We start from the raw sequence: 17,733 nt of genomic DNA on the forward strand, positions 1-17,733 counted from the left end.
AAGCAATCTTCGCCCACTATACTGAGACTATCTACCTAAAAATTATCTAGAAGGGCGGAACGCCATGCCATCCTTGTTTCTTTTTACGATTGTCTATCTGATTCCGACCTTCATCATGTTCTACATGTCGATTGATATATTTTTACGCAACCCATCACGTCCGCAACACCGACTGCTTAGCTTATTCACGTTCGCTTACGGGATGTTGTTCCTTGGTGAATTTTTCCGGAATGCCTCCCCGATCGAGTTTAGTCCGGCATTCGTGACCTACTGGTTCGGAAATGCTGGTCTGATCGTCTTCAGTACATCGCTTCACTTCATCTTTCGCGTCTCGAATTTGTGGAAACGAATGCCACGCTTACTGTACCCATGGATCTTCTATCTTCCGATGGGCGTCGTGCTGACGACATACGTCTTCCAGACGAACGTCATCAACAGTCAGCAATTCACACAGGTCGGACAGTTCATCTACCCTGAATTCAACACACAATATCTAGTGACGATGACGGTCGGGAACATCTTCCATCTCCTTGTCATCGGTCTGCTCGTGTACGCACGGACACACTTGAAAGATGCACGTCGTGGCATCATCAGTGTCTTATTGAGTGTCGCGATTCTCGTTCTCGTATGGGATATCGTCTTCGGCTACTGGTCGTTCTACGGCATCATGCCACCGTATGCCTATATGTATGGCGGTTTGTTCTGGGCAGGAGCACTGGCGATCGCAATGCGCCGATTCGATTATCTCGCGTCCTATCAAAAGCGTTTCGCGACGCTCTACAATTTGAATCCTTCGGCAATCCTGCTGCTCGACCGGGACGGACGAATTGAGAGTGCCAACCCAGCTGCTCATCGTCTGTTCGAGACCGGTGACTTAACGGCATGTACGTTTTCGACCTACTTACCGGATAAAAAACAAGCCGATTGGTCGCTGCATTATATGACACACTTTTTATCGCAACGTAAGTTCAACGAATTCGAAACGAAGATTTTGACAGCGCGACAGCAAGAACGTTACGTCGTCATGGGTGCCGATTTCGTCTTCATCGAACAAGAGCTGCACGGGATGTTGTTGATTCGTGATATCCAGTCCTTCAAGGAAGCGGAGCAGACGATTCGTTTCTTCGCCTACCACGATCCGTTGACGAAGATTGCGAATCGCCGAAGCTTTTACGAACGTGCGGCACAAGAGTTACTCGAGCTTGATCATATCGCGATCATCGTCGTCGATCTCGACGGTTTCAAAGCCATCAACGATACGTATGGACATCAAATCGGTGACGCCTTCTTGATTCATATCGCTCGCCTTCTAGAACACCATGCGGAACAGAATGGGTTCGCTGCCCGTGTCGGTGGCGACGAATTTTTCTTACTCTATCGTCATCCGTCTGTCGCTACGCTCCATGCCTATGCTGCGAATCTGTTGACGTACTTGCAAGACAACCCTTACCGGTTCGCTGAAGAAACCATTGAAATCCGAACGAGCATCGGACTTAGTTACTCACCCAATCATGGCGTCGATCTCGACACGCTGATTCAGCATGCTGACCAAGCGATGTACCGCGTCAAACATGCCGGAAAGAACGATTATTTCATTCATGATACGATGGACTCGACGCAACGATCCTAAAGGAGAGATTCCATGATTTCTGTACTGACGATTTTTTCACGTTTATTCAAGGGATTGCGCCGCGCCTTTCACTTATCTTACTTTCGTGGTCTATTGATTCTCTGCCTGTTGACGCTCGTCTCCGGGACGATTTTCTATAGCACGGAAGAAAATCTATCGCTGGTGGATGCACTTTACTTTTGTATCACGACACTAAGTACGGTTGGGCATCCAACATTCGTTCCGACGACGACGCTCGGTAAGGTCTTTACGATGGCATACATCACGATTGGCTGCGGGTTGTTCTTAACACTGATTGCCACGTTATCGTATGTCCTGATTAAACAACCGGAGGATGAATAAGGGGGAATGATCCATGCGCCAAGCTGCCATCCAAAATAATTTCGATTGGTGTCGCCTCGTCTGTGAGTCAGCCGGTTGCCGGGTGACGGAAACTGATTCGACCTGGCACGCTCAAGGAAGCGTACCGAGCTATTATCCGGAACTGATGGTCCGGCTTCCCCATCAGCGAATTGGTGTCACGGATGTCTATAGCATCAAGGACTGCACGGCAAGCTATGATTTCTCGAGTGCCGGTCTCAGTCATTTATTTACAGCAGAATGGATGACCCGCCCTGCCATACTCGATCGCCGTGCCCTTCCCGTCGATTGGTCCGTCGTGACGGATCTCGATCAGTTCGCTCGCTTCCAGGCTATCCAGGCAACACCGGAGTTGCCCACAACGTTATGGCAACATCCCGCTGTCCGCTTCTTCTATTCGGAGGCGCAACAAGCAAGTTGCATCGCCTACTCGAATCAAGTGACGACCGGACTGACGTACGTCAATTCCGATTACCTCGACGAACGCTTATGGGATGATATCGCACGTTTGAGTTCAGCACATTTTCCCGGTCAATCGCTCGTCGGTTACGAGTATGGCGATCACCTGATCACAGCGCTTGAAGCCGGCTTTGACGACGTTGGTCCACTCGCGATCTGGATTCGCACGACGAATGATCACACATGAAAAAACCGAACCGATTCCCTTCCTCTTGACGAAGATGAATCGGTTCGGTTTTTTTACATCAAGCGGCTAATGAATGCCGTTGCAATCCCGAAGTAGACGAGGAGCGATAAGATATCGTTCAACGTCGTGATCAATGGTCCGGATGCGATTGCTGGGTCAATCTTTAGGCGATGTAAGATGAGCGGAATGATCGTTCCAGCAAGTGTCCCGAAGATCAACGTGATGACGAGCGAACTGCCGACGACAAGACCCAAGACGGCACTCCCTTGCCAGACGTAGGCAATGATGGCGATCAAGATACCACAAATGACACCAATGATTAAACCAACCCAGAGCTCCCGTAGGATCAACCGAGTCGCGACCCGCTTATCGACTTCACGCGTGATCAATCCGCGGACGACGACCGCGAGCGATTGGGTACCGGTATTTCCGGTCATACCAGCAATCATCGGCATGAAGAAGGCGAGCGCGACGACTTTTGAGAGCGTCTCTTCGAACTGACTGATGATTGATCCAGAGACGAGCCCGATGAACAGTAGCAAGACGAGCCACGGTAAACGACGGGTCGCAGCAATCCACGGCTTCGTCTCAAAATCAATTGATTTACCGGACGCCGAGAGTTTCTCGATGTCTTCGTTCGCTTCTTCCCGTAAGACGTCAAGCGCATCATCAACCGTGATCAGTCCGACAAGAATGTCGCCCTCGACGACGGGTAACGAGACGAGATCATAGCGTTCGAACAGTTGCGCGACTTCTTCCTGATCGGTCTCTGCCGCGACCCGGATCACCTTCGTCTCCATGACGTCACTGATCCGTTCCGTATTTTCAGCTAAGATGACATCCCGGTATGAGATGACCCCAACGAGTTCACTGAGTTGATTGACGACGTAGACATAGTTGATCGTCTCCGAGTATTCGATGTAGTCGCGCATCTTCTCGACCGTCTCACCGACCGTGAAATCCTCGCCGACCCAGATGAACCGGTTTGTCATCAAGCGCCCAGCCGTTTCCGGTGGATACGTCAAGAGATTGCGGACGATCAGTGCCTCGTCCGTCCGCATGCTACCAAGCAAACGGTCAGTCTCTTCCGGTCCCAGTTCCTCAAGTAAATCCGCGACATCATCGTTCTCCATTAAATCGAGGACGTGCCCGGCACGCTCGACGTCTAAACGACGTAAGACGGCGAGACGTTGCTCCCCTTCGAGCTCCTCGAGGACATCTGCCAATCGCTCGTGATCGAGATAGTCGAGGAGTCGTGCCTGATCGTCTTCGCCCAACTCTTCATACACTTGCGCGATATCATACGGATAGACCTCTTCGATGACTTGCTGTGCTTGCTCTCGTTTTTCTTTCGCGAGCGCATCGAGCAATAGCCACTTCCATTGTTGTTCTGCTGTCTGACGCAATCTCCTCACCCCCTGTATTCTGCCTTTTCATCTTAGCACGAGTTGATTCGCAATCGATATCGAAAAACAGTTGACATCTGTTTCCTATGGCTTTAAAGTTTGCCTTAAGGAAACATTATTTGTAGACCGAATCTTTTTCCAGTGATTGGAGTTAAAATTTTTATCCTATTTTTTGCCCTAAGGAAACTTTCCTTCTATATACCACAAAACCAAAGGAGTGATCATTCATGTACGCCCTTGACGTTGATCGTCTCACTGTCTCTTATTTTGATACCCATGCACTCGACGGAGTGTCCGTTCGTCTCCCGGTCGCTTCGTTGATTGGCATCATCGGACCGAACGGCGCTGGTAAATCCACATTCTTAAAAGCCGTCCTCGGTTTGATCCCGGCTCGCATCGAGCAGTTACGCGTGCTCGACCAATCACTCGAAGACGTCCGGTCACGCGTCGCATACGTCCCGCAACGAAGTGCAATTGATTGGGACTTTCCGGTTCGTGTGCAGGACGTCGTGTTGATGGGCTGTTATCCGAAGCTCGGCTTATTCAAACGACCATCGAAAGCACAAAAAGCGTTCGCCATGGAATGTCTCGAACGGGTCGGTATGTCTGATCACGCCGAACGCCAAATCGGTGAGCTGTCAGGTGGACAGCAACAACGGGTCTTTCTGGCGCGTGCCCTTGCCCAAGAAGCAGAGCTACTATTGCTGGACGAACCGTTCGTCGGCATCGATGTTGCGAGTGAGCAGATGATCATCGAACTTTTACGGACCCTCCGAGCCGAAGGACGGACGATCGTCGTCGTCCACCATGATTTGCATAAAGCAGAGGACTACTTCGACACATTGATGCTGTTGAACAAACAATTGATCGCTGTCGGTCCACCGTCTGATATCTTGACGCCGGAATGGCTCGAACCAGCGTATGGCTTACCCCTATTCGAACGACGCAAGGAGGGACAAGGATGACGTTCATCGAGGCATTACTTCAATATGAGTTCTTACAAAAAGCGATGATCACCGCCATCATGGTCGGCATCATCTGTGGTGTGATCGGCTGTTTCATCATCCTTCGCGGGATGTCGTTGATGGGGGATGCAATCTCGCACGCCGTTTTACCCGGTGTTGCGATTTCCTACCTACTCGGGATCAACTTCCTGATCGGTGCTGTCGCGACGGGTCTCGTGACAGCGCTCGGAATCGGTTTCGTTAGCCAGAACAGTCGCATCAAGAACGATACGGCAATCGGAATCATGTTCACATCCGCCTTCGCCCTTGGGATCATCCTGATTTCGTTCTTACGTAGCAGTAGCGATCTCTATCACATTCTGTTCGGCAACGTCCTCGCGGTCCGTCCGAGCGACATGTGGATGACCGTCATCATCGGATTGATTGTCCTCGGCGGGATTTTCTTGTTCTACAAAGAGTTGCTGATCAGCTCGTTTGACCCAACGATGGCGCAAGCCTATGGACTATCGACGCGCTGGATTCATTACGGACTGATGACGTTACTGACACTCGTCACGGTCGCTTCACTCCAGACCGTCGGCATCATTCTCGTCGTCGCGATGTTGATCACACCGGCAGCGACCGCGTATTTACTGACGAACCGCCTCTCACGGATGCTGTTCCTAGCGGGAGGCTTCGGTACGTTGTCCGCCATCGTCGGACTGTATTTCAGCTTCACCTATAATCTATCTTCCGGTGCATCGATCGTCCTCGTCGCGACGACGCTGTTCGCCCTCGTCTTCGTCTTCTCACCACGTCACGGTCTGATGCGTCACCGGAAACGAAAGGAGTCTACTGTATGAAATTAAAACTCATTCTGTTCGTCCTCCTCAGCATGGTCTTACTTGCTGCTTGTTCGACACCAGCAGAAGATAACGGGAAGCTGAAGGTCGTCGCGACATATTCGATTCTCGCTGACCTCGCACGTGAGGTCAGTGGTGAACATGTCGATGTCCACAGCATGGTCAAGATCGGGGCAAACCCGCACGAGTATGATCCACTTCCGGCAGACGTACAGGCGATGGCAGATGCTGACGTCGTCTTCTACAACGGGTTGAACCTGGAAGCCGGCGGTGCGTGGTTCGATAAACTCCGGGCAACGACTGGCAAAGACGCGTCTGACGCACCAGTCTATCGTTTAAGCAAAGGCGTCGAACCGAAATACCTGACGACGAAGGGCAAAGAATCGGAGACTGATCCACATGCGTGGCTCGACGTAAGCAATGGCATCCGCTACGTCGAAAACGTCAAGCAGGCATTAATCAAGGAAGATCCGAAGCACAAAGCCGACTACGAAAAAAATGCCGATGCCTATATCAAAAAATTGCAGACGCTTGATCAGGAAGCGAAAAAGCAGTTTGCCGCTATTCCGAAAGCAGAACGTCATCTCGTCACGAGCGAAGGAGCCTTCAAATACTTCGGAACTGCCTATGACGTCAAAGCGGATTATATTTGGGAGATCAACTCAGATAATCAAGGAACTCCGGCTCAAGTCCGCCGGATCGTCGATACGATCAAGGAGCAAGATATCCCTGTCCTGTTCGTCGAAACGAGCGTCGATCGGCGGAGCATGGAAACCGTCTCAAGGGAGACTAGTGTTCCGATCGGTGGTACTCTCTTCACCGACTCACTCGGTGCACCGGGTAAAGATGGCGACACTTACTACAGCATGATGCAAGCAAACATCGAGACGATCACGGAAGCACTCGCCAAGTAAGCGTCAACAAATCGTCACGCCTTCTCGATACGTCTTTCCTTATAATGAAGGCAAGACGATGAAAGAGAGGCACATTATGCAAACACGACTATATCGTTACGCCTTTCCCCTCAGTATCAGCCTGTTGCTCGCTGCATGCGGAACAGCTGATCAAACGGGTGCTCCAAAAACAGAACAGACGAATCACGGAGATCATGCTGATCATGCCAGCCACGGTGCTGGTGATCAACTCGAGAAGACCGCGGGACCAGACACGTTACCCGCTTTTCTGAACGAACAGGATGAGTCGATCCAGACGATTTACCGCTCCGTCGCTAAACATCCTGATCTCTTGAAGAAGATGCCTTGTTATTGCGGTTGCGGTGAGTCTGCTGGTCATACAAGCAACTATGACTGCTTCATCGAAGAGCAGACTGCTAGTTCCACGACCTGGACGACGCACGGCATCACGTGCGGCACGTGTCTCGATATCGCAGCACAGTCGATCGTTGCTTATCAAAAAGGTAGCTCCGTCAAGGAAATCCGGACTGCCATCGATCAAGCTTATAAAAAGACCGGTGTCACACCGACGCCAACGCCAGCACTTTAATAAACAGTCCGCCCTCCTCGCGATGAACGTAAGGAAAGGCGGACTGCTTTTTCATGTTCCGTTTTTCTGTCTCATGTGGAGCGCTCTTGACTTCTAGCTCGCAAGACAAGCGGTCGACCCGACAACAGCTCATCCAGTTGATAGTACGTATGCGCCCGAATCGGTCGATCCGTTCGTGGCAGATGACGGAGCTCGTATGCCACTTCGAGTAAGTAAAATTTGTATTCCTCCCCTTCATCAAAACCGAAGCTCGCACGACGTTCTTCGATATACGCAAGGATACGCTCCTGTTGCGAGAACGAGAGCCGCTGGACTTGTGGGGCGAGTGCCTCGTGCGGAGAGAGCACGATTTCCCGCTCCGTGCGATACAGTCGATGCATGACGCCACCACTTTGACGTAAGGCAATCAAACGCGCGGGTCGATACGGACGGGGGTGCGGGTGGGCATGGACGAGGTAACGTTCAATCGTGACTTGAGTCGGTCCTGCCGGTAGAGAGATGACGTCATACATACAAAATCGCTCCTTCTCGAAATTGATAGCTACTCTCATATGCTACCATATCTATCCAGCATTCTTTCGTTGACGACAGAAGGGGAATCCGTTTTCAAAGTTTCGCAACTGGTTTTAAGACTGAATAGGCGTGGAACAGATGGAGAGAAACGATTCCTATCTGGAAAGGATGATTGTCGATGTCGAATATGTCCGCCGTCGGTTTCCACCGACACTTACCACTGACGGAACACGAAAGTCTGATTGACCTGGAACTACCACGCCCGGAAGCAACGGGACACGATCTCTTAGTTGAGATTAAAGCCGTCTCCGTCAACCCGGTCGATACGAAAGTCCGTGCTCACGGGAAAGATGAAGACGCGCCGAAGGTCATCGGTTACGATGCAGCCGGAGTCGTCGTTGAAGTCGGCGATGATGCCTCCCTCTTCCAAGTCGGTGATGAAGTCTATTACGCCGGTGCGATTCAGCGCCCAGGGTCAAACAGTGACTTCCAACTCGTCGATGAACGGATCGTCGCCAAAAAGCCGGAACGGTTGACCTTTAGCGAAGCCGCTGCTCTCCCGTTGACGACGCTGACAGCTTACGAAGCATTGACCGATCGTCTCGGATTGACGTTTGACGCTAAGTCGAATCTCGAGAAGACGATTCTCATCATCGGAGCCGCTGGTGGTGTCGGTTCAATCGCGACGCAACTCGCGAATCACGCTGGACTGACCGTCATCGGAACGGCGTCACGCGACGAGACGATTGAGTGGGCGAAGGAACACGGCGCACATCATACGATCAATCACCACGAGGCATTCCGTCCTCAGCTGGAAGCCCTCGGCTACAAATACGTCGACTATATCTTCTGTCTCAATGCGACGGACCAACATTTTGAGACGATGGTCGATGTAATTGCACCACAAGGGAAAATCTGTAGCATCGTCGAGACGGATCAAAAACTCGATTTAAGTGCGCTCCAACAAAAGAGTGCGACGTTCGTCTGGGAGTTCATGTTCACGCGTCCGCTGTTCGAGACAGAGGACATGATCCGCCAACATGAGATTCTGACGCAAGTCGCAGCATGGATCGAAGAACATACACTTGAGACGACGGTGACACAGACGTTAATCGGCATGAACGCTGACAATCTGAAAGAAGCACACCGTCTCGTCGAGAGCGGAAAAACGATTGGGAAGATTGTCGTCGAACATCATTAATGGGCATCGGAGCAGGTTGGGAGTAAAATCCCGTCCTGCTTTTTTGTCGTTCTAAGTTTTCTTTGTGAACCTGTATCTCTTACTTTGAAGATATTTTAAGCATTATGACTATATTTATTCGTCTAAAAAATGTACGATTACGGTAACAAATATTCCAACGTAATACATCTAATCGACGCTTGACTCACATAGACAAAGGAGCATCCATAATCCATATGCGAAAATGGTTCAATCAAAAGATCAGCCGACAGATCATGTCGTCGTTTTATCTCATTCTTATTACACTATCGATCTCTTCCCTGGCTGCTTATTTTTATACGAACCACCAAGTCACGGATGCGAAACAAGAGCTCGATGCGATCAGCTTGCGCGAAGATCGAGCGACAAAACTCTGGGACGATTGGCAGTCCCTTCAATACGAGATGCGCGGCTATATCGTCTTCGGTGACGATGCCGTGCTCGACGTGATTGATGAAAAGAAGGCATCACTCGAACAACAGACGGCTTGGTTTGAAAAGAATCGCTTATATAAAGCGGATCAAATCTATGCGTCTGATATCCGGTCGCTCTATAATTCTTATACCAATTTCGTCATGCCCAGCTTGATTAAATACGTCCAAGCAAAGCAATCGGGCACGATTGACGAGCGTTTCCTGCAGATGCCGAGTCTAAAAGCGATGATGCCACAAGTACCACGGGACCCGAATCGGAAATTCAAGATGAATGCCTCGAACAGTGAGACGATGCGTAAAAGTGTCAACACGATGGAGAGTACGTTCACGAACTATCGGAGTAGTCTTCGTGCGAAAGAACTCGGTGCAAAAGAACAACTTGTCACTCAGACGAAGTATGCCGAGTGGATCTGGCTCGTCAATCTGCTCGTCCTATTCCTCGTCATCTTGCTCATCGTCCGCCCGTTCATCGAACGGACGACGCGACAAATCCATCTTCTTAGCAAGGAGAGTAAACTTCTTGCAAGCGGTGAGCATACGTTACCACTCATTCCACTCAACCGTGCTGACGAGATTGGTGAATTGAGTAAATCGTTCCATCAGATGGCGACAGCTTTGATTGAAAACAAACATCAATTGATGTCAACGAACGTCAATCTCGAAGATGCCTTAAAACTGACGCAACGGAACGAGTCCCACTTGCGCCTGCGAAACCAATTGACGGAGACACTGGCATCGCGCGATAGCATCAGTGCTTATCCTTCTGTCATCCAAAAGATGGTTGAGATCACGCAGTCTGATCAAGGCGCACTGATCTTTAAAGAAGGAACAAAAGTCATCGATATCGTCTTTTATCCACAGACACCGCTCACAGTCGAGGATTGGATGCCAACGATTGAGCCGTTATTGCGTGAGTCGCGACAAGATCGACGACCGCATACACAGTTCGAGGACGAAGTCGCACGCGCTGTCACACCGGTTCTTGATCCGAGTCAAAATGAGATCATCGCCTATATCTTCTTGTCCCGCGATCAGGATCGGTTTGATCGTTACGAACAGGAAGAACTAGCCGCCTTCGCGCGCCAGCTGGCATTGTCACTCTTGCGGATGCGGACGTTCGACGAGATTGAACGTGAGCGGGAAAAAACGGCGCGACTATTGAACTCTATTCGTGAATCGATCGTCTATATCGAACCCGAAGGCGATATTCAATTGATCAACCGACCGTTGCTCGATCTGTTTGACCATCCGGTTGATGACAGTCTCGATGAGAACGGACTGATGAACATCACTCCGTCTGTCGTTCAACTCAAGCATCGCGTCGACCAACTACCGGAATTCGAACGTTACTTGAAAAAGACGTTCGTTCAGCGTGAAATCGGTGAAGGAATCACCTTCTCGATTGATCACGAGCGACGCTTCATCAAGACGTACTCCGAGAGCATTCATTATGGTGGACAGTTCCGCGGGATTCTACTCGTCTTACGTGACGTGACGAATGAAGTCGAGATTGACCGGATCAAAAACGAACTCGTCTCGACAATCTCGCACGAACTGCGGACACCACTCTCGTCGATCTATGGCTTCACTGAGCTGATGATTCAGCGCGACCTGCCACCGAAGCGACAGAAGAAGTATCTCGAAGCGGTCCATTCGGAAACAGAACGCCTCTCGCTGTTGATCAATGACTTCCTTGACCTGCAACGGATGGAAGCAAACCGTCAGGAATACGAAATGGCACCGTTTGATATCGTCGCGATGATTCGTGATTTGAAACAGTTGCATAGCCTGTCGTCGTCTTCCCACGCGATTGAAATATTCCGAAACGTCGAACCGCTGATCGTCGAGGGGGATGCGAAGAAGATTCGCCAATTGTTCAGTAACCTGATCAACAATGCGATCAAATACTCACCAGCGGGTGGAACGATCGATATCCAACTAACGCGACACGCGTCACGTGTCACCGTCGCGATTCAAGATGAGGGTATCGGGATTCCTGCTTCTGCGATGAGTAACTTGTTCCAAAAATTCTATCGTGTCGACAATTCGGACACCCGTCAAATCGGCGGTACTGGTCTTGGGCTCTCAATCTGTCGCGAAATTGCGCGTGGGCATGATGGAGAAATCCATGTCGAGTCGATCGAAGGACAAGGTTCGACGTTCACAGTCGAACTTCCGTTGACACAAAACACATGATGCATATGAAAAAGCGCCAGAATGCGAATCAGCATTCCGGCGCTTTTTGAATTAGGTAATGTTATGAGTTGAGACGGCTTGCCACTTCAACCGTCCGTTTCGCTTGATGGCGCACGGCTGGTTCGACGGATTCGACCATGTTGCCGTCTTGGTCGACAGTGACCGATGTACCATATGGATTTCCACCCGCTGCGAACAAGACCGGATCCGAATAACCCGGTGCCGCAACGATTGCACCCCAGTGGAACATCGTCGTATAGACCGCGAGAACAGTCGCTTCCTGACCGCCATGCGGATTCTGTGCCGACGACATCGCACTGACGACTTTATTGACGAGTTTGCCTTGTGCCCACAGTCCGCCTGTCGTGTCGAGGAACTGTTGGAATTGTCCTGGGACATGACCGTAACGTGTCGGGACGCTAAAGATAATCGCATCTGCCCAGTCGAGTAGATCCGGTGTCGCTTCTTCGATATCACGTGTGGCTTCCGCATGCTTTTGCCACAATGGGTTCGAAGCAATCGCTTCTGCTGGGGCTGTCTCCTTGATTTTCGCAAGGCGGACTTCCGCCCCCGCTGCTTCTCCCGCTTCTTTTGCCCATGAGGCAAGTTGATGGTTCGTTCCGGTTGCGCTGTAATAGATGACCGCTAGTTTCACGTTTGACATGACTTCGCTCCTTTTTTAAAAGACAGTGACGGACGATGGACGTACACGCTTTCTATTCCCGCTTTCTGCGCAAATTAACGTCAATTGTTTGAATTCAAGAGGAAATATAGACCAATTCTTCAACCAAACGTTTGAGCCAAAGACCATTTTAAAACAAAACAGGAATTCTATAAGACATCGTCTGCCTCGAAGGATTCCTGTCCGCTCACTTATTTAACCGTTAAACTAAAGGTCTTACTCTTACGCAGCTTGATCGACTCCGCGTGTACCGTGACCCGAGTGCCTCGTTTTTGTTTCGGGAACGTCATCGTTTGTGTCTTACCGGTTGCGAGTTTCGTGTACCGCTTCTTATTGATTGTGACGACGATTGTCTTTCCTTTCGTCGCTTTGACTTTCCATGATGTACTCGTCGGACTGAGTGACGTCGTATACGACTTGAGTGTTGGATTGGCTGCTGCCACGACTTTCTGCCCGGAGACTTGAAGTTGTGTTCCTTTACGGGCAACGAACGTCACGACTTGTCCAACCTTCAATGGTTTTGTCTTAATCGCAAAACTCTGCGTTTTCTTACGATCGATATATGCCGTATATTTCCCATCAATATACAGCTTTCCGTAATCGGCATCTCCATCAAGAATCCCTTCGATCGTCGTGTGTTCATCCGTTAGGGGTGCGGATAGATTACTGTAAATCATCACGCTATCTTTCAAAGAGAGTGATTTCGTAGGATACTCACCACTTCGTGTAATACGATATGACGCAAAGTCATTCGTATACGGAATCGTAATCTCTGTCTTTTTCGTTGCTGGAACAGATTGAATTTGTCGTTTTCCTGCATAGATTTTATAGATACCGCCTTCTTTGGCACTTTCTAAGCGGTATGTAATGAATTTAAAATTATCGTTTTTCGACTGGGTAATGCGTGGCACTTCATAACCTGCGACGGTCCGGTTCACGGATGCTTCTTGATTGAAGTCTCGTGTATTTCCGAACGTCCAACGCGTCACCTGACCGACAAGATTTTTCGTCGACACGTTGATTTGGACACGTCCTGTCTCATCGGAGGCAGCTCTTCCGATGAGGACGCCATCTTTTCCATAGACCGTCACCGGAACATCGCTTTGATTGATGTTAAAGCTATAGGATGTTGTACCTTCCTTAATGGTTGGAATCGCTGAACCCTGAGCTGTTAAATAACGCTGGTATTGATAACGTGTCAGGTCCTCCAAGACCTTACCGGTTTCAGTCGTGTATATCGTCCGATACTCACTATACGGTAAACGTTTCGGAATCGTCGTGATCGTGAACAGCTCGTTTTTCAGTTCGACATTCCCAGTGAACGATAATTTACTGGGCTCAACGATACCTGTCGTTCCATCTATACGCGTCAGCTCAACGCTAGGAGCTAGAACCGTTCCTTCGAGCAACGTCGTATCATCCTTCGTCAAGTCATTGATTGCGATCGGTTGGCGCAAATAAGACGCAAACGATAACATCGTCGCTTGATCCTTGCTCCGGTAGATGGCTTTTCCATCCGCTAACAGTTCATTCGCTAATTGCTCTGAGTGGTCAACGAGTGTCGTCAGTTGCCCACTCGCCGTATCTAAGTAGAATAACGATGACTCGTTTGACGAACTAGCATCGACCAGTTGAACGTACAATCCGTCTTTCGTTTCGTATGCTCCCTCAACGTAATATCCTCGTGAGACTTTCGGTAAGGTGATTTGTTGATTGGTGACGACGTGACGCAACGTATCTTGCTCACCATCTAAGATCCAGTCATTCGTTAAAGGCGAGAACCGCTTCACGTCAACGGAACGGACTTTTGAGAATGTACCGTCCGGATTCACATCATACCAATCAGCACTATCTTCTCGTTGGATCGAGAAGCGATTCGCACTAATCCACTGCACCCGGTTTTGAGAAGTCACTTCTAACGTATCACGCGTAACGAATTGATCCCCTTCGCGAATAAAGACTGATAACTTATCAAATGAGGTATACCCTATCACCATATCGTGATTCAAGACACGCAGGTACTCCTTGCCTTCTGGAAGCGTCAGCAGTTCCGAAGTTCCCGTCTTCGCATCAATCAAATAATAAGGATGCTCGGTTTCGTCTCCATAATAATCTTCATACAAGAATAACGTTTTATCGGCTGACGTCGCCCGCATCACCATATACGGTGAGACGTCTTTCGGATAAGGTGTCGTCTCTTTTGTCTCTAAATCGTAAAATCCAACGATTGCTTGATCTTTCGTTTTAACATCATACGGTGCAGCATCTGCACTTACAGTGAGCGTCATCCATGTACCGTAAATCAGCGCGGCACTTCCCATCCAATGTTTCCAGTTCATCTATGTAGAACATCCTTTCAAAAATAAGTGATTACTTCTATTTTATTCCATATTCAGTAATTCTTCTAATGTTTTTTGCAGAAAACACTCAAGCGTTCGACACGTTTCGATTCAGGGTAAAGACTGTGTGACGACACACGTAAGGAGTACTGACCATGGCGATTCGCTACACCCTTTATCTATTACTCGGCATGCTGAAGTTCATGCTGTTTAGTTACTTTACAAAGACCGACCTTTCGCTCTATTTAACACTGATGAACCTGGCCGGTATGCTGATCCTGTCGAGCTGGACGTTACTGATTCCGTGGAATAAACGCCGCTGGGTCTGGCTCGGTCTATTGCTGGCACACAGTTTTCTACTTGCTTCCGACATGTGGTACTATCGTTACTTCGAGGACTTCCTCTCCATCTCGCTCCTCTCACAGATGACGCAGATGAGTGACGTCAGTAGCGGCTTCACCGCCTTGATCGTACCGCAAGACTTCCTCTTGTTCGCCGATAGTTTGATTTTCGTACTGCTGCTCTTCGTTTTCCGCAAACGACCGGAAGTGACGACGGCGCAAACACGACGCCGGACAGCCGGACTACTCGCAATCAGTGGCATCGTCTTGTCTGCCTCACTGCTGACGTACCGGACGCTAACGGAAGATCGTCAACCGACGGCAACGATCTCCGATATGCGTGACTACTACCTGTTCGGCTTTTGGGGCTATCACGGGTGGGATGTGTTCAAAGGCGTGACCGGACGACCGAGCGACGGACTAACGGCACAGGAACAACAGCGCATCAATCAAAAGGAACAGACGAATCCGACCGGTCCGAAGCAGACGCCGAATATCATTTTGGTACAGCTCGAATCGTTCCAGGCTTCAGTCATCGACCAAACCATTAATGGTGAGGAAGTGACACCGAACCTGAATCAATTGAAGAAGGAATCGCTCTACTTCTCGTCGCTCTACCACCAGACGCATGAAGGACGAACTTCGGACGCCGAGTTCATCACGAACACGTCACTTTATCCATTAAAATCAGGCTCTGTTTATACACAATACCCGACGAATGAATTCGAGCCGCTCCCTGCATTACTTGAGAAGAACGGATACGATACGGCAGCAATGCATGCTTACGAAAAAGGCTTCTGGAACCGTGACGATGTCTACCAGAACATCGGTTTTAAGCACTTCTTCAGCCAAAAGGATTATTCAAAAGAGAAGAAAATCGGCATGGCACTGAACGATCAACAGTTCTTCCTCGAATCGATTGATCACATGGAGACACTGCAAGAACCGTTCTTCTCGTTTTTAGTCGCGCTGACGAGTCATACGCCGTATGAGATCGACAAGGAAGATCAGACGCTTGATCTGTCCGGATATAAGGATCCGATGTTGAAACGGTATTACGAGACCGTGCATTACGTCGATACCGGTGTCGGAAAGATGATCGACGAGTTGAAACAACGGGATCTTTGGGATCAGTCCCTCGTCATCTTTTATGGCGATCACGATAGTGGACTCGTCAATGAAGGAAGCGAGATGCGTAAAAAGGCGGATGTCTCGTCTCCGGTTGCTGCGTTCGAGCTCGAGCGCCGCATCCCGCTCTTCATCAAAAAACCCGACCAGCAAACCGGTCGGGTCATGAAAGAGAATGGCGGACAGATTGATATCGCACCAACGATCATTGATCTATTGAATCTCAAAACGTCCTATATGATGGGACAATCCCTCGTCGACGACAAACCAAATCTGACGGGCTTCCGCGATGGTTCGTTCCGCTACAAGGACTATTATTATGAAGCGGATTTGACGAAAGTATCAGGCGAAGGCACCTGTTATGACGTATCGACCGAGAAAAAAGTTGAGATGAAGTTCTGTCGCGATCAGGTGAAGGATGTGAGTGAGCAGTTAAAGCTGTCGGATAAGATTATTGAGGAGAATGAACTGGAGTAATCAAAAAGCAGCTAATTTTATTGAAATAAACAAGCCTGACTTCTCACTAGACGTGAAGAAGGTCAGGCTTGTTTATTGATTGTTATCTCCACCTATCCTCGAGCCCATCAATAGCAAGTAAAATGGTCTTCGATCCATTGCCATTCTTCGTCAAACAAGACTTTTCTTTTTGTTTGAATGATCCAATGAAATAGTTTAGGAATCGCTTGATAGGAATGCTGGTATCGATGTAAAAATCGAAAAGCGATTAGGACTTCATCTGTTTGTATTTGTCGCGTTCGCTTCACTAATGTTTGTAAACGTTTAATCACCGGCTCAATCGCTACTTCATCACCATGTCGCTCAATTTCGACTAACGCACACTCTCTCACATTGCTAGATCGATCTTTTAATCCGTGCAAAAATATTGAAAGATCTAATCCATTTCCAAGTTCACTCAGTGCAGCTAAAGCCGAATGCCTCACGTCTCCTCGAGAATGATCCAACAAAGGAGTCAAATAAGGAACGGCTCGCTCTGTTCCAATCTTGGCTAAAACAAAATTAGCACTCATGATATCAAAAGAGTTATTTGATGTCGTAATCAAACGAATTAATGCATCTTCTGCTGCCTCATCTCGACAGGCTCGCAATGTTTGAATCGCAGCTTCTCGAACAGACGACCGAGAATCGTCTATGTATTTTACAATTCGTTCTGTATCAGGAATGCATTGTTGTTTTGCTAGTTCTTCCAGAATACTTTCAAGAAGACTCGGCTTTGTCTCTTGCTCCAGTTTTTCAAGCAATAACATTCCTGCACGAACATCTCCTGAATTCACACCAATCGTTCCAATCATAAAATAAAGATGTTGTTTTTGTTCTGCTTGTTTCACTTTATCGAGTAAAGTGTTTAATATCAGAAGCATATTCACGTCCCTAAATTGACGGACTTTTACATAAGCTAAGTCGGATGGTGATCCTTCGTTCGTATAGCACTTCATTTCTTCATGATAGAGGTATTCTTCATCAGACATCTGTTCAACTAAATATAAAATCTCATCGTCCTTCATATTTGG

Annotated in this window: 15 protein-coding genes; 10 read left to right on the plus strand and 5 right to left on the minus strand. The window is 48.9% G+C overall.

Annotation, left to right across the window (positions count from 1 at the left end; all coding sequences use genetic code 11):
• The first annotated feature begins 64 nt into the window (after positions 1 to 64).
• Genes KNQ08_RS11310 through KNQ08_RS11320 form a run of 3 tightly spaced genes read left to right on the plus strand, consistent with a single transcriptional unit; the run spans position 65 to position 2,636 of the window.
• Positions 65 to 1,630, plus strand: a complete 1,566-nt coding sequence (locus KNQ08_RS11310) for a sensor domain-containing diguanylate cyclase (protein WP_214805640.1) — start codon at positions 65 to 67, stop codon at positions 1,628 to 1,630.
• Between the two features lie 12 nt (positions 1,631 to 1,642).
• Positions 1,643 to 1,972 (plus strand): potassium channel family protein, encoded by a 330-nt coding sequence (locus KNQ08_RS11315; protein ID WP_214771774.1) that lies wholly within the window; start codon positions 1,643 to 1,645, stop codon positions 1,970 to 1,972.
• A gap of 13 nt (positions 1,973 to 1,985) precedes the next feature.
• Entirely contained in the window at positions 1,986 to 2,636 is a 651-nt protein-coding gene (locus KNQ08_RS11320) for a hypothetical protein (RefSeq protein ID WP_214771777.1), read from the plus strand.
• A gap of 53 nt (positions 2,637 to 2,689) precedes the next feature.
• On the opposite strand, the gene mgtE is transcribed toward KNQ08_RS11320, so the two are convergent.
• Positions 2,690 to 4,042 (minus strand): magnesium transporter, encoded by a 1,353-nt coding sequence (mgtE, locus tag KNQ08_RS11325; RefSeq protein ID WP_023469574.1) that lies wholly within the window; start codon positions 4,040 to 4,042, stop codon positions 2,690 to 2,692.
• A 227-nt stretch (positions 4,043 to 4,269) separates the two neighbouring features.
• Here mgtE and KNQ08_RS11330 point away from each other — a divergent pair, with 227 nt between their 5' ends.
• From KNQ08_RS11330 to KNQ08_RS11345, 4 genes are all read left to right on the plus strand, one after another.
• On the plus strand, positions 4,270 to 5,007 hold the full coding sequence (locus tag KNQ08_RS11330; RefSeq protein ID WP_214771780.1) for a metal ABC transporter ATP-binding protein: 738 nt from the start codon (positions 4,270 to 4,272) through the stop codon (positions 5,005 to 5,007).
• Positions 5,004 to 5,849, plus strand: coding sequence for a metal ABC transporter permease (locus tag KNQ08_RS11335; protein ID WP_214771783.1), 846 nt, complete (start codon positions 5,004 to 5,006; stop codon positions 5,847 to 5,849). The genes KNQ08_RS11330 and KNQ08_RS11335 overlap by 4 nt, the downstream gene beginning before the upstream one ends.
• Entirely contained in the window at positions 5,846 to 6,763 is a 918-nt protein-coding gene (locus tag KNQ08_RS11340; RefSeq protein WP_214805642.1) for a metal ABC transporter substrate-binding protein, read from the plus strand. The genes KNQ08_RS11335 and KNQ08_RS11340 overlap by 4 nt, the downstream gene beginning before the upstream one ends.
• Before the next feature lie 76 nt (positions 6,764 to 6,839).
• Positions 6,840 to 7,352: a PCYCGC motif-containing (lipo)protein gene (locus KNQ08_RS11345; RefSeq protein ID WP_035395745.1), complete on the plus strand. Its 513-nt coding sequence runs from the start codon at positions 6,840 to 6,842 to the stop codon at positions 7,350 to 7,352.
• A 71-nt stretch (positions 7,353 to 7,423) separates the two neighbouring features.
• Here the strand turns inward: KNQ08_RS11345 and KNQ08_RS11350 are convergent, their stop codons facing one another.
• A complete protein-coding gene (locus KNQ08_RS11350; protein WP_214805644.1) occupies positions 7,424 to 7,864 on the minus strand; it encodes a hypothetical protein in 441 nt (146 codons plus the stop codon).
• Positions 7,865 to 8,043: 179 nt separating this feature from the next.
• Here KNQ08_RS11350 and KNQ08_RS11355 point away from each other — a divergent pair, with 179 nt between their 5' ends.
• Both KNQ08_RS11355 and KNQ08_RS11360 read left to right on the plus strand, forming a co-directional pair.
• Positions 8,044 to 9,066 (plus strand): zinc-binding alcohol dehydrogenase family protein, encoded by a 1,023-nt coding sequence (locus KNQ08_RS11355; RefSeq protein WP_214724215.1) that lies wholly within the window; start codon positions 8,044 to 8,046, stop codon positions 9,064 to 9,066.
• 215 nt (positions 9,067 to 9,281) lie between these two features.
• Positions 9,282 to 11,714, plus strand: a complete 2,433-nt coding sequence (locus tag KNQ08_RS11360; protein WP_149427955.1) for a HAMP domain-containing sensor histidine kinase — start codon at positions 9,282 to 9,284, stop codon at positions 11,712 to 11,714.
• A gap of 61 nt (positions 11,715 to 11,775) precedes the next feature.
• Here KNQ08_RS11360 and wrbA read toward each other — a convergent pair whose 3' ends face one another.
• Together wrbA and KNQ08_RS11370 are read right to left on the minus strand one after the other, a co-directional pair.
• Complete coding sequence (gene wrbA / locus KNQ08_RS11365; protein WP_035410786.1) at positions 11,776 to 12,378, minus strand: NAD(P)H:quinone oxidoreductase; 603 nt, start codon at positions 12,376 to 12,378, stop codon at positions 11,776 to 11,778.
• Positions 12,379 to 12,587: 209 nt separating this feature from the next.
• Positions 12,588 to 14,735: a hypothetical protein gene (locus KNQ08_RS11370; RefSeq protein WP_149427956.1), complete on the minus strand. Its 2,148-nt coding sequence runs from the start codon at positions 14,733 to 14,735 to the stop codon at positions 12,588 to 12,590.
• A 155-nt stretch (positions 14,736 to 14,890) separates the two neighbouring features.
• Here KNQ08_RS11370 and KNQ08_RS11375 point away from each other — a divergent pair, with 155 nt between their 5' ends.
• The gene (locus KNQ08_RS11375) at positions 14,891 to 16,681 is read left to right on the plus strand and encodes an LTA synthase family protein (RefSeq protein ID WP_149427957.1); all 1,791 of its coding nucleotides are present in this window, start codon (positions 14,891 to 14,893) and stop codon (positions 16,679 to 16,681) included.
• A 107-nt stretch (positions 16,682 to 16,788) separates the two neighbouring features.
• Here the strand turns inward: KNQ08_RS11375 and KNQ08_RS11380 are convergent, their stop codons facing one another.
• Complete coding sequence (locus tag KNQ08_RS11380; protein ID WP_149427958.1) at positions 16,789 to 17,727, minus strand: HEAT repeat domain-containing protein; 939 nt, start codon at positions 17,725 to 17,727, stop codon at positions 16,789 to 16,791.
• Between the last annotated feature and the right edge of the window lie 6 nt (positions 17,728 to 17,733).

The organism is Exiguobacterium sp. s46 (genome assembly GCF_018618875.1).
Lineage (GTDB): Bacteria > Bacillota > Bacilli > Exiguobacteriales > Exiguobacteriaceae > Exiguobacterium_A > Exiguobacterium_A abrahamii.

Excerpts from the sequence above, each read along its gene's own strand:
- KNQ08_RS11310 (WP_214805640.1), top strand. The coding sequence starts at position 65 with ATGCCATCCTTGTTTCTTTTTACGATTGTCTATCTGATTCCGACCTTC.
- KNQ08_RS11315 (WP_214771774.1), top strand. The coding sequence starts at position 1,643 with ATGATTTCTGTACTGACGATTTTTTCACGTTTATTCAAGGGATTGCGC.
- KNQ08_RS11320 (WP_214771777.1), top strand. The coding sequence starts at position 1,986 with ATGCGCCAAGCTGCCATCCAAAATAATTTCGATTGGTGTCGCCTCGTC.
- KNQ08_RS11330 (WP_214771780.1), top strand. The coding sequence starts at position 4,270 with ATGTACGCCCTTGACGTTGATCGTCTCACTGTCTCTTATTTTGATACC.
- KNQ08_RS11335 (WP_214771783.1), top strand. The coding sequence starts at position 5,004 with ATGACGTTCATCGAGGCATTACTTCAATATGAGTTCTTACAAAAAGCG.
- KNQ08_RS11340 (WP_214805642.1), top strand. The coding sequence starts at position 5,846 with ATGAAATTAAAACTCATTCTGTTCGTCCTCCTCAGCATGGTCTTACTT.
- KNQ08_RS11345 (WP_035395745.1), top strand. The coding sequence starts at position 6,840 with ATGCAAACACGACTATATCGTTACGCCTTTCCCCTCAGTATCAGCCTG.
- KNQ08_RS11350 (WP_214805644.1), bottom strand. The coding sequence starts at position 7,864 with ATGTATGACGTCATCTCTCTACCGGCAGGACCGACTCAAGTCACGATT.
- KNQ08_RS11355 (WP_214724215.1), top strand. The coding sequence starts at position 8,044 with ATGTCGAATATGTCCGCCGTCGGTTTCCACCGACACTTACCACTGACG.
- KNQ08_RS11360 (WP_149427955.1), top strand. The coding sequence starts at position 9,282 with ATGCGAAAATGGTTCAATCAAAAGATCAGCCGACAGATCATGTCGTCG.
- wrbA (WP_035410786.1), bottom strand. The coding sequence starts at position 12,378 with ATGTCAAACGTGAAACTAGCGGTCATCTATTACAGCGCAACCGGAACG.
- KNQ08_RS11370 (WP_149427956.1), bottom strand. The coding sequence starts at position 14,735 with ATGAACTGGAAACATTGGATGGGAAGTGCCGCGCTGATTTACGGTACA.
- KNQ08_RS11375 (WP_149427957.1), top strand. The coding sequence starts at position 14,891 with ATGGCGATTCGCTACACCCTTTATCTATTACTCGGCATGCTGAAGTTC.
- KNQ08_RS11380 (WP_149427958.1), bottom strand. The coding sequence starts at position 17,727 with ATGAAGGACGATGAGATTTTATATTTAGTTGAACAGATGTCTGATGAA.